At 64.2% G+C, this 13458-nt stretch carries 17 protein-coding genes and 1 pseudogene; 10 read left to right on the forward strand and 8 right to left on the reverse strand.

Annotated features, from left to right (window positions below; translation table 11 throughout):
- From VA602_RS03235 to VA602_RS03275, 9 genes and pseudogenes are all read left to right on the forward strand, one after another.
- Positions 1–120 (forward strand): annotated as a pseudogene (locus tag VA602_RS03235) (YggS family pyridoxal phosphate-dependent enzyme); the annotation flags it as partial.
- A 38-nt stretch (positions 121–158) separates the two neighbouring features.
- Positions 159–977, forward strand: a complete 819-nt coding sequence (gene proC / locus VA602_RS03240) for a pyrroline-5-carboxylate reductase (protein ID WP_323452455.1) — start codon at positions 159–161, stop codon at positions 975–977.
- Between the two features lie 10 nt (positions 978–987).
- Positions 988–1578, forward strand: coding sequence for a YggT family protein (locus VA602_RS03245; RefSeq protein ID WP_054891174.1), 591 nt, complete (start codon positions 988–990; stop codon positions 1576–1578).
- 88 nt (positions 1579–1666) lie between these two features.
- A complete protein-coding gene (metX, locus tag VA602_RS03250) occupies positions 1667–2806 on the forward strand; it encodes a homoserine O-succinyltransferase MetX (RefSeq protein ID WP_323452456.1) in 1140 nt (379 codons plus the stop codon).
- 7 nt (positions 2807–2813) lie between these two features.
- On the forward strand, positions 2814–3434 hold the full coding sequence (gene metW, locus VA602_RS03255) for a methionine biosynthesis protein MetW (protein ID WP_063541621.1): 621 nt from the start codon (positions 2814–2816) through the stop codon (positions 3432–3434).
- 24 nt (positions 3435–3458) lie between these two features.
- Entirely contained in the window at positions 3459–3893 is a 435-nt protein-coding gene (locus tag VA602_RS03260; protein ID WP_323452457.1) for a DUF4426 domain-containing protein, read from the forward strand.
- The gene (gene rdgB / locus VA602_RS03265) at positions 3890–4486 is read left to right on the forward strand and encodes an RdgB/HAM1 family non-canonical purine NTP pyrophosphatase (RefSeq protein WP_054891170.1); all 597 of its coding nucleotides are present in this window, start codon (positions 3890–3892) and stop codon (positions 4484–4486) included. Before VA602_RS03260 ends, rdgB begins: the two co-directional genes overlap by 4 nt.
- Complete coding sequence (gene hemW / locus VA602_RS03270; RefSeq protein ID WP_323452458.1) at positions 4483–5661, forward strand: radical SAM family heme chaperone HemW; 1179 nt, start codon at positions 4483–4485, stop codon at positions 5659–5661. The genes rdgB and hemW overlap by 4 nt, the downstream gene beginning before the upstream one ends.
- 9 nt (positions 5662–5670) lie before the next feature.
- Entirely contained in the window at positions 5671–5997 is a 327-nt protein-coding gene (locus VA602_RS03275) for a DUF3392 family protein (protein ID WP_054891168.1), read from the forward strand.
- Positions 5998–6052: 55 nt separating this feature from the next.
- Here the strand turns inward: VA602_RS03275 and trmB are convergent, their stop codons facing one another.
- From trmB to VA602_RS03295, 4 genes are all read right to left on the reverse strand, one after another.
- Entirely contained in the window at positions 6053–6775 is a 723-nt protein-coding gene (gene trmB / locus VA602_RS03280) for a tRNA (guanosine(46)-N7)-methyltransferase TrmB (protein WP_054891167.1), read from the reverse strand.
- 9 nt (positions 6776–6784) lie between these two features.
- The gene (locus VA602_RS03285) at positions 6785–7579 is read right to left on the reverse strand and encodes a thiazole synthase (RefSeq protein WP_008092966.1); all 795 of its coding nucleotides are present in this window, start codon (positions 7577–7579) and stop codon (positions 6785–6787) included.
- A 53-nt stretch (positions 7580–7632) separates the two neighbouring features.
- On the reverse strand, positions 7633–7833 hold the full coding sequence (gene thiS / locus VA602_RS03290; protein ID WP_054891258.1) for a sulfur carrier protein ThiS: 201 nt from the start codon (positions 7831–7833) through the stop codon (positions 7633–7635).
- Positions 7834–7935: 102 nt separating this feature from the next.
- On the reverse strand, positions 7936–8307 hold the full coding sequence (locus VA602_RS03295) for a DUF423 domain-containing protein (RefSeq protein ID WP_054891165.1): 372 nt from the start codon (positions 8305–8307) through the stop codon (positions 7936–7938).
- A 64-nt stretch (positions 8308–8371) separates the two neighbouring features.
- Here VA602_RS03295 and mtgA point away from each other — a divergent pair, with 64 nt between their 5' ends.
- Positions 8372–9082 (forward strand): monofunctional biosynthetic peptidoglycan transglycosylase, encoded by a 711-nt coding sequence (gene mtgA / locus VA602_RS03300; RefSeq protein ID WP_065863965.1) that lies wholly within the window; start codon positions 8372–8374, stop codon positions 9080–9082.
- Positions 9083–9160: 78 nt separating this feature from the next.
- Here mtgA and rpoH read toward each other — a convergent pair whose 3' ends face one another.
- The 4 genes from rpoH to ftsY form a co-directional block, all read right to left on the reverse strand.
- Entirely contained in the window at positions 9161–10015 is an 855-nt protein-coding gene (rpoH, locus tag VA602_RS03305; RefSeq protein WP_065863966.1) for an RNA polymerase sigma factor RpoH, read from the reverse strand.
- A gap of 110 nt (positions 10016–10125) precedes the next feature.
- Complete coding sequence (gene ftsX, locus VA602_RS03310) at positions 10126–11151, reverse strand: permease-like cell division protein FtsX (RefSeq protein WP_063541629.1); 1026 nt, start codon at positions 11149–11151, stop codon at positions 10126–10128.
- On the reverse strand, positions 11148–11819 hold the full coding sequence (ftsE, locus tag VA602_RS03315; RefSeq protein ID WP_011531723.1) for a cell division ATP-binding protein FtsE: 672 nt from the start codon (positions 11817–11819) through the stop codon (positions 11148–11150). Before ftsE ends, ftsX begins: the two co-directional genes overlap by 4 nt.
- Entirely contained in the window at positions 11816–13339 is a 1524-nt protein-coding gene (gene ftsY, locus VA602_RS03320) for a signal recognition particle-docking protein FtsY (RefSeq protein WP_323452459.1), read from the reverse strand. The genes ftsE and ftsY overlap by 4 nt, the downstream gene beginning before the upstream one ends.
- Positions 13340–13458: the final 119 nt, after the last annotated feature.

The raw sequence follows: 13458 nt of genomic DNA on the forward strand, positions 1-13458 counted from the left end.
GGCCTGGACACGCTGTCCATGGGCATGAGCCACGACCTGGAAGCGGCCATCGCCCAGGGTGCGACCTGGGTCCGTATCGGCACCGCCCTGTTCGGCGCCCGCGACTACGGTCAGCCCTGATTCCATGCTTTACTCACTCTCTCCTTCAAGGACCTGACATGAGCAAGACTCGTATTGCCTTCATCGGCGCCGGCAACATGGCCGCCAGCCTGATCGGCGGCCTGCGCGCCCAGGGCCTGGACGCCGCGCAGATCCGCGCCAGCGACCCGGGTGCCGAGACCCGCGCCCGGATCAAGGCCGAGCACGGCATCGAAACCTTCGAAAGCAACGCCCAGGCCATCGATGGCGTGGACGTGATCGTGCTGGCGGTCAAGCCACAGGTCATGAAAGCCGTGTGCGAGACCCTGAAACCAACCCTGGCGCCGGGCCAACTGGTGGTCTCCATCGCTGCCGGCATCACCTGCCAGAGCCTGCAGAGCTGGCTGGGCGAAATCCCGGTGGTGCGCTGCATGCCCAACACGCCATCGCTGCTGCGCCAAGGTGCCAGCGGCTTGTACGCCACCGCTCAGGTCTGCGGCGAACAACGCCAGCAGGCAGAGCAACTGCTGACTGCGGTCGGCACCGCCCTGTGGCTGGAACAGGAGCAGCAGCTGGACGCCGTGACCGCGGTCTCCGGCAGCGGCCCGGCGTATTTCTTCCTGCTGATCGAGGCCATGACCGCTGCTGGCGAGAAGCTCGGCCTGCCGCGTGAAACCGCCTCGCAACTGACCCTGCAGACTGCCCTGGGCGCCGCGCACATGGCGGTTGCCAGCGATGTCGATGCCGCCGAACTGCGCCGCCGCGTCACCTCGCCGGCCGGCACGACCGAAGCGGCGATCAAGTCGTTCCAGGCCAACGGTTTCGAGGCCATCGTCGAGCAGGCGCTGCAGGCTGCGGCCACGCGCTCCGCCGAGCTGGCCGAACAATTGGGCAAATAAGGAGCTGTCGATGAATGCACTGTCCGACGCCGCGATCTTCGTGGTGCAAACCCTGGTCAGCCTGTACCTGGTGATCGTCCTGCTGCGCTTCGTGCTGCAACTGGTCAAGGCCGACTTCTACAACCCGCTGAGCCAGTTCGCCGTGCGCGCCACCCAACCGCTGCTCAAGCCAATCCGCCGGGTCATTCCCAGCATCGCTGGCCTGGACACCTCTTCGCTGCTGCTGGCGATCGTGATCCAGGCGCTGCTGATGGCCTTCGTGCTGATGGTCACCTACGGCACCTTCGGCGACATCCTGCACCTGCTGATGTGGGCGATTCTCGGCATCACCTCGCTGTTCCTGAAGATTTTCTGGGTCGCAATGATCGTCATGGTGATCGTCTCGTGGGTCGCGCCGAACAGCCACAACCCCGCCGCCGAACTGGCCTACCAGATCAGCGAGCCAGTGCTGGCGCCGTTCCGCCGCCTGGTGCCCAACCTCGGCGGCATGGACATTTCGCCGATCTTCGCCTTCATCGCCATCCAGGTGATCCAGTCGTTCCTGATGCCACAACTGGCTGCCTATGCCGGCATGCCGGAACAGCTGTGGCGGATGATCTGAACCACCGCGTCATCCAGCGGCAGCCTTTGCTTGCCGCTGGGGGTAGCGCTCTTTAGACTTACGCTTCCGTCAAGCGTGAGCAGGGTCGATGTCCACTGTCTTTCCCGAAGATTCCGTCGGTCTGGTAACCCCCCAGATCGCCCGGTTCGATGAACCGCTGGCCCTGGCCTGTGGCCGCGCGCTGGCCTCGTACGAACTCATCTACGAAACCTATGGCCAGCTCAACGCCAGCGCCAGCAATGCCGTGCTGATCTGCCACGCACTGTCCGGTCACCACCACGCCGCCGGCTACCACGCTGCCACCGACCGCAAGCCGGGCTGGTGGGACAGCTGCATCGGCCCGGGCAAGCCGATCGACACCAACCGCTTCTTCGTGGTCAGCCTGAACAACCTCGGCGGCTGCAATGGCAGCACCGGCCCGAGCAGCCTCAACCCGGCTACCGGCAAGCCCTATGGCGCGGACTTCCCGGTCCTGACCGTGGAAGACTGGGTACACAGCCAGGCCCGCCTGGCCGATCGCCTCGGCATCCAGACCTGGGCCGCCATCGTCGGCGGTAGCCTGGGCGGCATGCAGGCGCTGCAGTGGACCATCACCTACCCCGATCGCGTGCGCCACTGCGTGGACATCGCCTCGGCGCCCAAGCTGTCGGCACAGAACATCGCCTTCAACGAAGTGGCACGCCAGGCCATCCTCACAGACCCCGAGTTCCACGGCGGTTCGTTCCAGGACCAGGGCGTGATCCCCAAGCGCGGGCTGATGCTGGCGCGCATGGTCGGGCACATCACCTACCTGTCCGACGACTCGATGGGCGAGAAATTCGGCCGTGAGCTCAAGAGCGACAAGCTCAACTACGACTTCCACAGCGTCGAGTTCCAGGTCGAGAGCTACCTGCGCTATCAGGGCGAGGAGTTCTCGGGCCGCTTCGATGCCAACACCTACCTGCTGATGACCAAGGCGCTGGACTACTTCGACCCGGCCGCCGCCCACGGTGGCGACCTGGCCGCCACGCTGGCGCATGTCACCGCGCACTACTGCATCATGTCGTTCACCACCGACTGGCGCTTCTCGCCAGCACGCTCGCGAGAGATCGTCGATGCCCTGATGGCTGCGCGCAAGAACGTCTGCTACCTGGACATCGACTCGCCCTACGGCCACGACGCCTTCCTCATCCCGACCCCGCGCTACATGCAGGGTTTCGCGAACTACATGAACCGCATCACCCTCTGAGGACCGCATGAGAGCCGACCTGGAAATCATCCACGACTGGATCCCCGCCGGCAGCCGGGTACTCGACCTGGGCTGCGGCAATGGCGAACTGCTGGCCTCGCTGCGTGATCGCAAGAACGTCACCGGCTATGGCCTGGAGATCGACGCCGACAACATCGCCGAGTGCGTAAACAAGGGCGTCAACGTCATCGAGCAAGACCTGGACAAGGGCCTGGGCAACTTTGCCAGCAACAGCTTCGACGTGGTGGTCATGACCCAGGCCCTGCAAGCCGTGGAGTACCCCGACCGCATTCTCGACGAGATGCTGCGGGTAGGCCGCCAGTGCATCATCACCTTCCCCAATTTCGGCCACTGGCGCTGCCGTTGGTACCTGGCCACCAAAGGACGCATGCCGGTGTCGGACTTCATGCCCTACACCTGGTACAACACCCCGAACATCCACTTCTGCACCTTCGAAGACTTCGAGAACCTGTGCCACGAGCGCAATGCCAAGGTGCTCGATCGCCTTGCCGTCGACAACCGTCACCGCAACGGGTGGGGCGGACGGCTTTGGCCTAATCTTCTCGGAGAGATCGGCATCTATCGGGTCAGTAGTCCTGGGCTGCAGGAGCACCAGGTCGCGGTCTGATCCACCTATCGGAGGAATGGCACCATGCGTCGTCTCGCTCTCTTGCTGATCAGCCTGTGCCTGGCCTGGCCAGTGCTGGCTGCCGACGCCGCCCGTCCCGAGCGCAAGCAGGACTTCGGCGACGTCACGGTGCACTACAGCGCCTTCACCTCGAGCATGCTGCAGCCGAACATCGCCGCAGCCACCGGCCTTGTCCGCAGCAAGAACCAGGGCGTGCTCAACATCGCCGTGCTCAAGGCCGGCAAGCCTGCCACGGCGGTGGTCAGCGGCACGGTCAAGGACCTCACCGGCCGCAGCAGCCCGCTGTCGTTCAGGCAGATCACCGACCAAGGTGCGGTGTACTACATCGCCCAGTTCAAGATCGCACAGGCTGAAACCCTGACCTTCGACCTCAACATCGAAACCGGCGGCCTCAGCCACACACTCAGCTTCAACCAGGAAGTGTTCCCAGGCGAATGATGAATTTCCAGCAACTCGTATTGGCCAGCCACAATGCCGGCAAACTGAAAGAGCTCCAGGCCATGCTTGGCGGCTCCGTGCAACTGCGCTCGATCGGCGAATTCAGCCAGGTCGAGCCGGAGGAGACCGGCCTGTCGTTCGTCGAGAACGCCATTCTCAAGGCCCGCAACGCCGCGCGCCTTTCCGGTTTGCCGGCATTGGCCGACGACTCGGGCCTGGCGGTGGACTTCCTGGGCGGCGCACCGGGCATCTACTCGGCTCGCTACGCCGACGGCAAGGGTGATGCGGCGAACAACGCCAAGCTGCTCGATGCCCTGAAGGACGTGCCCGAGGAGCAGCGCGGCGCGCAGTTCGTCTGCGTCCTGGCCCTGGTGCGCCATGCCGACGATCCTCTGCCGATCCTCTGCGAAGGCCTGTGGCACGGTCGCATCCTGTTCGAGGCCAGCGGCGACCATGGCTTCGGCTACGACCCACTGTTCTGGGTACCGGAGCGCAACTGCTCCAGCGCCGACCTCGCACCGCTCGAGAAGAACCAGCTCAGCCATCGCGCCCGCGCCATGGCCCTGCTGCGTCAGCGTCTGGGCCTGGCATGACCGAACAGCCGTCCCTGCAGCCGGCGGGCCTGATCCTTCCAGAGCGCCCGCCGCTGTCGCTGTACATCCACATCCCCTGGTGCGTGCGCAAGTGCCCCTATTGCGACTTCAACTCGCACCAGGCCGGCCCGACGCTGCCCGAAGACGACTACATCGACGCCCTGCTCGCCGACCTGGACCAGGAACTGCCTGCGGTGCAGGGCCGCGCGATCAGCACGATCTTCTTCGGCGGCGGCACGCCAAGCCTGTTCAGTGCCGCCTCGCTGGGGCGCCTGCTGCAAGGCATCGAGCAACGGATCCCGTTCGCCCCGGACATCGAGATCACCCTCGAAGCCAACCCCGGCACCTTCGAGCAGGACAAGTTCAAGGCCTACCGCCAGACCGGCATCAACCGTCTATCCATCGGTGTGCAAAGCTTCCAGCCGAGCAAGCTCGAAAAGCTCGGGCGCATCCACAACGGCGACGAGGCCGTGCGCGCTGCAGACATGGCCCGCGCAGCAGGTTTCGACAACTTCAACCTGGACCTGATGCACGGCCTGCCGGACCAGTCGCTGGACGAGGCGCTGGGTGACCTGCGACAGGCCATCGCACTCGCGCCTACGCACTTGTCGTGGTACCAGCTCACCCTGGAACCGAACACCGTATTCTGGAACCAGCCGCCCGAGCTGCCCGAGGACGACATCCTCTGGGACATCCAGGAGGCCGGCCAAGCGTTGATGGCCGAACATGGCTACCACCAGTACGAAGTTTCGGCCTACGCCCAGCCAGGACGCGCAGCACGGCATAATCTCAACTACTGGCGCTTTGGCGACTTCATCGGCATCGGCGCGGGGGCGCATGGCAAGCTGTCGTTCCCGGACGGGCGTATCCTGCGCACCTGGAAGACCCGCCTGCCCAAGGACTACCTCAACCCGGCGAAGCCCTTCAAAGCCGGCGAGAAGCTGTTGCCGGCCGATGAGCTGCCGTTCGAATTCCTGATGAATGCCCTGCGCCTGACCGATGGCGTGGAGGCCGAACTCTTCACCCGACGCACCGGCCTGCCGCTGGCACAGTTGGCAGAAGCACGCCGTGCTGCCGAACAAAAGGGCCTACTGCAGGTCGAACCCGATCGACTGGCGGCGACACCGCGGGGCCAGTTGTTCCTCAACGACCTGCTGCAGTACTTCTTGAATTAAGGATGACCCATGGACCTGGTACTTGACCTGCTCTCGACCGTTTCCCGCTGGAGCCGCAGCAACCTGTCAGAAATTTCGCTGGCGCTCGTGGGGTGTTTGCTGGTGTTGTTCGGCACCGACCTCAAAGGCTGGGTCGATCAGCGCCTGGGAGGCCTCGCTGGCGCCCTGCGCGTGCCTTTCATGGCGCTGCTGGTGATGATCGGCAGCGGCGCGGCGCTGATCTATGCCACGCCCTGGGTGGTGAAGGCGCTGGCGCAATTCAACAACTATGCGCTGGCGCCGGTGCTGCTGGTGGTGCTGGTGCTCATCGGCGTGGTGGCGGATCGTCGCGGTTAACCCACGCGTACAGGCCAGCCAAATGAAAAACGCCCTTCTCAGGGCGTTTTTTCGATCAGTCCAGCTTCTCGAACTTCAAGTCCCAGACGCCATGCCCGAGCCGCTCGCCGCGACGCTCGAACTTGGTGATCGGCCGCTCTTCAGGCCGCGGCACATAAGCGCCGTCAGCCGCCTGGTTGCGGTAGCCCGGCGCGACCTTCATCACGTCCAGCATGTGCTCGGCATAGGGCTCCCAGTCGGTGGCCATGTGGAACACACCGCCGACCTTGAGTTTGCGCCGTACCAACTCGGCGAACTCGGGCTGGACGATGCGGCGCTTGTGATGGCGCGCCTTGTGCCAGGGATCGGGGAAGAACAGCATCAGGCGATCAAGGCTGTTGTCGGCCACGCAGCGGTTGAGTACCTCGATGGCATCGCAGTCGTACACCCGCAGGTTCTTCAGCCCTTGAGTCAGCACGCCGTTGAGCAGCGCGCCAACACCCGGGCGGTGCACTTCCACGCCAATGAAGTCCAGCTCAGGCGAAGCGGCGGCCATCTCCAGCAGGGAGTGCCCCATGCCGAAGCCGATCTCCAGGGTGCGCGGCGCCGAGCGGCCGAACACCTGGTCATAATCCACCGGGCTGTCGGCCAGGGGCAGGATAAACAGCGGGCCACCCTGATCGAGGCCACGTTGCTGGCCTTCGGTCATGCGGCCTGCGCGCATCACGAAGCTCTTGATGCGGCGGTGCGGGCGCTCTTCGCCTTCAGCGGTGATCGGCGTTTCTTGCGATTCAGTCATCAGGGGCTCTTACTTGATCAGACCATCCAGCGGCGACGAGGCGCTGGCATAGAGTTTCTTCGGCATACGCCCGGCCAGATAGGCCATGCGACCGGCGACGATGGCGTGCTTCATCGCTTCGGCCATCAGCACCGGCTGCTGGGCGTGAGCGATAGCGGAGTTCATCAGCACGGCCTCGCAGCCCATTTCCATGGCAATGGTGGCGTCGGAGGCGGTACCTACACCGGCGTCGACCAATACCGGCACCTTGGACTCTTCAAGGATGATCTGCAGGTTGTAGGGGTTGCAGATCCCGAGCCCGGTACCGATCAGGCCCGCCAGGGGCATCACCGCGATACAGCCGGCTTCGGCCAGTTGACGGGCGATGATCGGATCGTCGCTGGTGTAGACCATCACGTCGAAACCGTCCTTGACCAGCACTTCGGCAGCCTTGAGGGTTTCGATCACGTTGGGGAACAGAGTCTTCTGGTCGGCCAGCACTTCCAGCTTCACCAGGTTGTGGCCATCGAGCAGCTCGCGGGCCAGGCGGCAGGTGCGCACGGCTTCGACGGCGTCATAGCAACCGGCGGTGTTCGGCAAAATGGTATAGCGGTCCGGCGGCAGCACATCGAGCAGGTTCGGCTCGCCCGGGTTCTGGCCGAGGTTGGTGCGGCGCACGGCGACGGTGACAATTTCGGCACCCGAGGCTTCGATGGCCAGGCGGGTTTCTTCCATGTCACGGTACTTGCCGGTGCCGACCAGCAGGCGCGACTGGAAAGTGCGTCCGGCCAGGGTGAAGGGCTTGTCGCTACGAACGTTGCTCATCGTTGTTCCTCTGGAAAGGTTGCGGGACTTGCGGGTGGGGCACGGCAGAAGCGTCAGCCGCCACCGATGGCGTGGACCACTTCGACCTGGTCACCCTCGTTCAACAGGGTGCTTTCGTGCTGGCTGCGCGGCACGATGTCCAGGTTCAGCTCCACCGCCACACGACGCCCGACCAGCTCCAGCCGGCCCAGCAGGGCCGCGACGCTCTCGCCCGCAGGCAGTTCGTAAGGTTCACCGTTCAGTTGAATGCGCATGCGCACGGCCACCATCGTTCATTGGGGCCCGCATTCTAGCCCCGATCAGCCTTGCAACCCAAGGGCGACACACGCCATTAGTCGCGATTCCCGACCGCCTGGTCAGCCCAGGCGCCAGGCTGCCAGCCCCAGGCACAGCCAGCCGGCGAGGAAGCACAGGCCGCCGATGGGGGTGATGATGCCAAGCTTGCCCAACCCGGTGAGGGTCAGCACGTAAAGGCTGCCGGAGAACAGCAGGATACCGACTGCGAACAGCCCGCCCGCCCAGCCGACCAGACGCCCCGGCAAGTGCACCGAAAGCAGCGCGACCGCCAGGATCGCCAGGGCATGGACCAGTTGATAAGTGACGCCGGTGTGGAAGATCGCCAGGTAATCGGCGGTAAGACGGTTCTTCAGGCCGTGTGCGGCAAAGGCACCCAGGGCCACACCCGTAAAGCCAAAGAACGCGGCGAGCATCAGGAAGCTGCGAAGCATGGGACGACTCCTCGAGAGGGGTCTGTATAATGGCCGGTTCCATCGGTCCGGCCAAGCTATCGACATGCTGTCATCCCTGATCCGCCGTCTCGCCCGCGCACTGCTCTGGTTCGCCGCCGGCAGCATCGTGCTGGTGCTGGTGCTGCGCTGGGTGCCACCACCAGGCACTGCGTTGATGGTCGAACGCAAGGTGCAGTCCTGGTTCAGTGGCGAGCCGATCGACCTGCAGCGCGACTGGACGCCTTGGGACGAGATCTCCGACGAGCTCAAGGTGGCCGTTATCGCGGGCGAGGACCAGCACTTCGCCAACCACTGGGGTTTCGATATTCCCGCGATCCAGGCCGCACTGGCACATAACGAGCGCGGCGGCAGTATCCGCGGCGCCAGCACGCTCTCCCAGCAAGTGGCGAAGAACCTGTTCCTGTGGTCGGGGCGCAGCTGGTTTCGCAAAGGTCTCGAAGCCTGGTTCACTGGCCTGATGGAGCTGTTCTGGTCGAAGGAGCGGATCCTCGAGGTCTACCTCAACAGCGCCGAATGGGGGCCAGGCGTATTTGGCGCCCAGGCAGCGGCGCGCTATCACTTCGGCGTCGATGCCAGCCGTCTCACTCGCCAACAGGCCAGCCAGCTCGCTGCAGTGCTGCCCAGCCCGATCAAGTGGAGCGCCAGCCGCCCGAGCACCTATGTCGCCAGCCGGGCGGGATGGATTCGACGACAGATGAGCCAGCTCGGGGGAACCAGTTACCTGATGCAGTTGGAGAGCGCACGCAAGCCTTGATCCGCTTGCAGCCCCATGCGACCAACAAAAAGCCGCCTGCCCCGCGAGGGACAGGCGGCTTTTCAGTCAGAGCGCCGGTCAGATCGTGATCAGTGCCTTGACCTTGCTCATCGCGTTCTTCTCGAGCTGACGAATCCGCTCGGCCGATACACTGTACTTCTCCGCCAGCTCGTGCAGCGTGGCCTTTTCCTCGGCCAGCCAGCGCTGATAGAGAATGTCGCGGCTGCGCTCGTCCAGGCCACTGAGTGCCTCATGCAGGTTGCTGCTGGAATTGTCGTTCCAATCGGCATCCTCGAGCTGCAGGGCAGGATCGTAGCGGTGATCCTCAAGGTAGTGCGCAGGCGACTGGAAGGCGCTGTCGTCGTCGGCATCGGCTGCCGGATCGAAGGCCATGTCGTGACCGCTCAGGCGGCTTTCCATCTCGCGCACTTCCCGAGGCTCGACGCCCAGGCTTTCGGCGACACGGTGCACTTCATCGTTATTCAGCCAGGCCAGACGCTTCTTCTGGCTGCGCAGATTGAAGAACAGCTTGCGCTGCGCCTTGGTGGTGGCGACCTTGACGATACGCCAGTTACGCAAGATGAACTCGTGGATCTCTGCCTTGATCCAGTGCACGGCGAAGGACACCAGGCGCACGCCCATCTCGGGGTTGAAGCGCTTGACCGCCTTCATCAGGCCGACGTTGCCTTCCTGGATCAGGTCAGCCTGGGCGAGCCCGTAGCCGGCATAGCTGCGGGCGATATGTACGACGAAACGCAGGTGGGCCATCACCATTTGCCGAGCGGCCTCAAGATCCTGCTCATAATAGAGACGCTCGGCCAGTTCACGCTCCTGCTCGACCGTCAGCAGCGGAATGCTGTTGACCGTGTGCACGTAGGCTTCCAGGTTCGCACCGGGCACCAGGGCATAGGCAGGTTGCAACGAAGTGGTCATTCAAGTACCTCCGACTCACTGGACTCGTGCCTTGTGGGCACTGCCATCATTGACCCCGGAACCATGAAAGAAGTTCCTGGATGAAAAAAGTCAATGCTGGCAAGAAAGCATTATCGCGGTGCAAGCTCGTTAAGGTGGCGAGCGACCGCAATCCAAGCACCGATATACCCCAAGAGCACTGCACCAATCAAGAGTGACAGACCATCGGACCCCGGTACCCCGCCCAGGGCGAAGTCACTGTTGTACAGCCCGGAAAGCCCGACAACCGCGTCGTTCAGCCAGTTCAGGCCAAACGCCAGGATGCCCCAAGCCAACACGCCCGCACCCAGGCCGTACAAGGCTCCCATGTAGAGGAAGGGGCGCCGCACGTAGCTGTCGGTACCGCCGACCAGCTTGATCACTTCGATCTCGACACGGCGGTTCTCGATGTGCAGCCGAATTGTGTTACCAATTACCAAAAGCAGTGCGGAAATCAGCATGACCGCCAGGCCGAAGACAAAACGGTCACCCAACTTGAGGATCGCCGCCAGGCGCTCGACCCAGACCAGGTCCAACTGAGCCACTTCGACCCGCGGCAACTCCGAAAGGCGCTGACGCAAGGCTTCGAGCGCCGGCTTGTCGACTTCGGTCGGGGTCACCACCACCACGCCGGGCAGCGGGTTGTCGGGCAATTCACGCAAGGCCTCGCCCAGGCCGGATTGCTGCTGGAACTCCTGCAGCGCCTGCTCGCGGCTGACGTAGGTCGCCTCGGCCACGCCGGGCATGCCCTTGATCTCATCGCGCAGCGCTTCTCCTTCCTTGCTACCCGCATCGAGCTTGAGATAAAGCGAAATCTGCGCTGCGCGCTGCCAGGAACCCCCAAGCTTCTCGACGTTCTTCAGCAGCAGCGACAGGCCCATGGGCATGCTCAGTGCCACTGCCATCACCAGACAGGTGAAGAAGCTGCCGATTGGCTGCTTGCCCAGCCGGCGAAGGCTGTCGGCGAGGCTGGCGCGATGGCTTTCAAGCCAGGCGTTCAGCAGGGTGCGGAAATCCGGGCCATCGTCATCATGGCCACCGCGCTGTTTTTCCGGCTTCGGGTCGGCGGCCTTGGGCGCAACGCGCTCGGAGACCTTTGGCGTACGCGTAGTGCTCATTGTCCGGCCTCCCCATCGCCGATCAGTCGTCCGCGCTGAAGCGTAAGCATGCGGTGACGCATGCGCGCGATCAGCGCCAGGTCGTGGCTGGCGATCAGCACCGTGGTGCCCAGGCGGTTGATGTCTTCGAACACGCCCATGATCTCTGCGGCCAGCCGCGGGTCGAGGTTACCGGTGGGTTCGTCCGCCAGCAGCAGCGCCGGCTGGTGGACGATGGCACGGGCGATGCCCACGCGCTGCTGCTGCCCGGTCGACAGGTCAGCGGGGAACAGCTCGCCCTTGTCCGACAGCGACACGCGCTCCAGCGCCGAATCCACGCGCTTGGCGATCTCCGCCTTGGACAGCCCGAGGATCTGCAGCGGCAACGCGATGTTGTTGAACACGGTGCGATCGAACAGCAGTTGGTGGTTCTGGAACACCACGCCGATCTGGCGGCGCAGGAACGGGATCTGCGCATTGCTGATCTGACCCAGGTCCTGGCCGGCCAGCAGCAGCTTGCCGCTGGTCGGGCGCTCCATCGCCAGCAGCAGGCGCAGCAAGGTGCTCTTGCCCGCGCCGGAGTGGCCGGTGACGAACAGGAATTCGCCCCGGCGTGCCCGGAAACTCAGCTCATGCAGGCCGACATGGCCATTGGGGTAGCGCTTGGCGACCTGCTCGAATCGGATCATGGGTGCTCACGCTCGGCAAACAGGGCTTTGACGAAGGGTTCGGCCTCGAAGGTGCGCAGATCGTCGATACCTTCGCCGACCCCGATGAAGCGGATCGGCAGGCTGAACTGCTTGGCCAGGGCGAAGATCACACCGCCCTTGGCAGTGCCGTCCAGCTTGGTCAGGGCCAGGCCGGTCAGCTCGACGCTCTGGTTGAAGTACTTGGCCTGGCTGATGGCGTTCTGCCCAGTTCCGGCGTCCAGCACCAGCAGAACTTCGTGCGGCGCGTCGGCGTCAAGCTTGCCGATGACCCGACGGACCTTCTTCAGCTCTTCCATCAGGTTGTCTTTGGTGTGCAGGCGCCCGGCGGTGTCGGCGATCAGCACGTCGGCGCCACGGGCCTTGGCGGCCTGCACGGCATCGAAGATCACCGAGGCCGAGTCGGCACCGGTGTGCTGGGCGATCACCGGGATCTGGTTGCGCTCGCCCCAGACCTGCAACTGCTCTACCGCAGCCGCACGGAACGTGTCGCCGGCAGCGAGCATGACCTTCTTGCCTTCGAGTTGCAGCTTCTTGGCCAGCTTGCCGATGGTGGTGGTCTTGCCTGCACCGTTCACGCCGACGACAAGGATCACATAGGGCTTGCTCTGGGCTTCGATCTTCAGAGGCTGCTCGACCGGACGCAGCAGCGCGGCCAACTCTTCCTGCAGCGACTTGTACAGTGCATCGGCGTCTGCCAACTGCTTGCGGGCAACCTTCTGTGTGAGATTCTGGACGATCAGCGAAGTGGCCTCGACGCCTACGTCGGCAGTGAGCAGGCGCGTCTCGATCTCGTCGAGCAGGTCGTCGTCGATGACCTTCTTGCCCAGGAACAGGCTGGCCATGCCTTCGCCAATGCTGGCACTGGTCTTGGACAGGCCCTGCTTGAGGCGGGCGAAGAAGCCGGGCTTGGACTGCTCGGTAGCGGCAACCACGGCAACCACGGGTTCTGGCTCGACAAGGGCAGGCTCGGGCTGGGGCTCCACCGGTGCAGGAGCAGGCGTCTCGGCCACTGGCGTGACAACTACCGGCTCAGGCTCGACCGGCTCCGGCTCGACGACAACCGCGGCCACAGGCTCAGGGCTCGCGACAGGGCGCTCGGGAATGACTGGCGGTTCGCTCGGTTCCAGGTCAGGGACCAGCGCCACGGGTTCCTCGGCGACAGGCAGTACCAGACTGCTGACCGGCGCAGCCACCGGGGCCTCAGCCACCGGAGCCGGGATTTCGACCTCAATGGGCTGCGCAGGTATGGCCTGGGAAGCCTCTACCGACGGCGGCACTTCATCTGGCACAACCGGCGCATCGGCGGCAACCGGCTCGAGCGGAGCGACAACGGCCTGCTCGACGGGCGTGGCTGGCGCTACCGGCTCGTTAACGGGCTGCTCGGGGGCTTGCGGCTGTTCGGCGACAGGTTGCTGCGGCTTCTTGCGAAACCAGCCGAACAGGCCTTTCTTTTCACCGGCCTCGGCCGGCGCTTTCTTGTCGTCGTTGGAACCAAACATGGAAGACGGCTATCTCAGGGTAGCGATGCACCATCATTGGGCATCGGGAATTCTCTATACGCAGAACAGACTCTCTTGAAGCCGGCTGGTTCATGCGCAACGTTTTGTCGTAGTGTCCT

It is taken from the genome of Pseudomonas machongensis (genome assembly GCF_034961125.1).
Lineage (GTDB): Bacteria > Pseudomonadota > Gammaproteobacteria > Pseudomonadales > Pseudomonadaceae > Aquipseudomonas > Aquipseudomonas machongensis.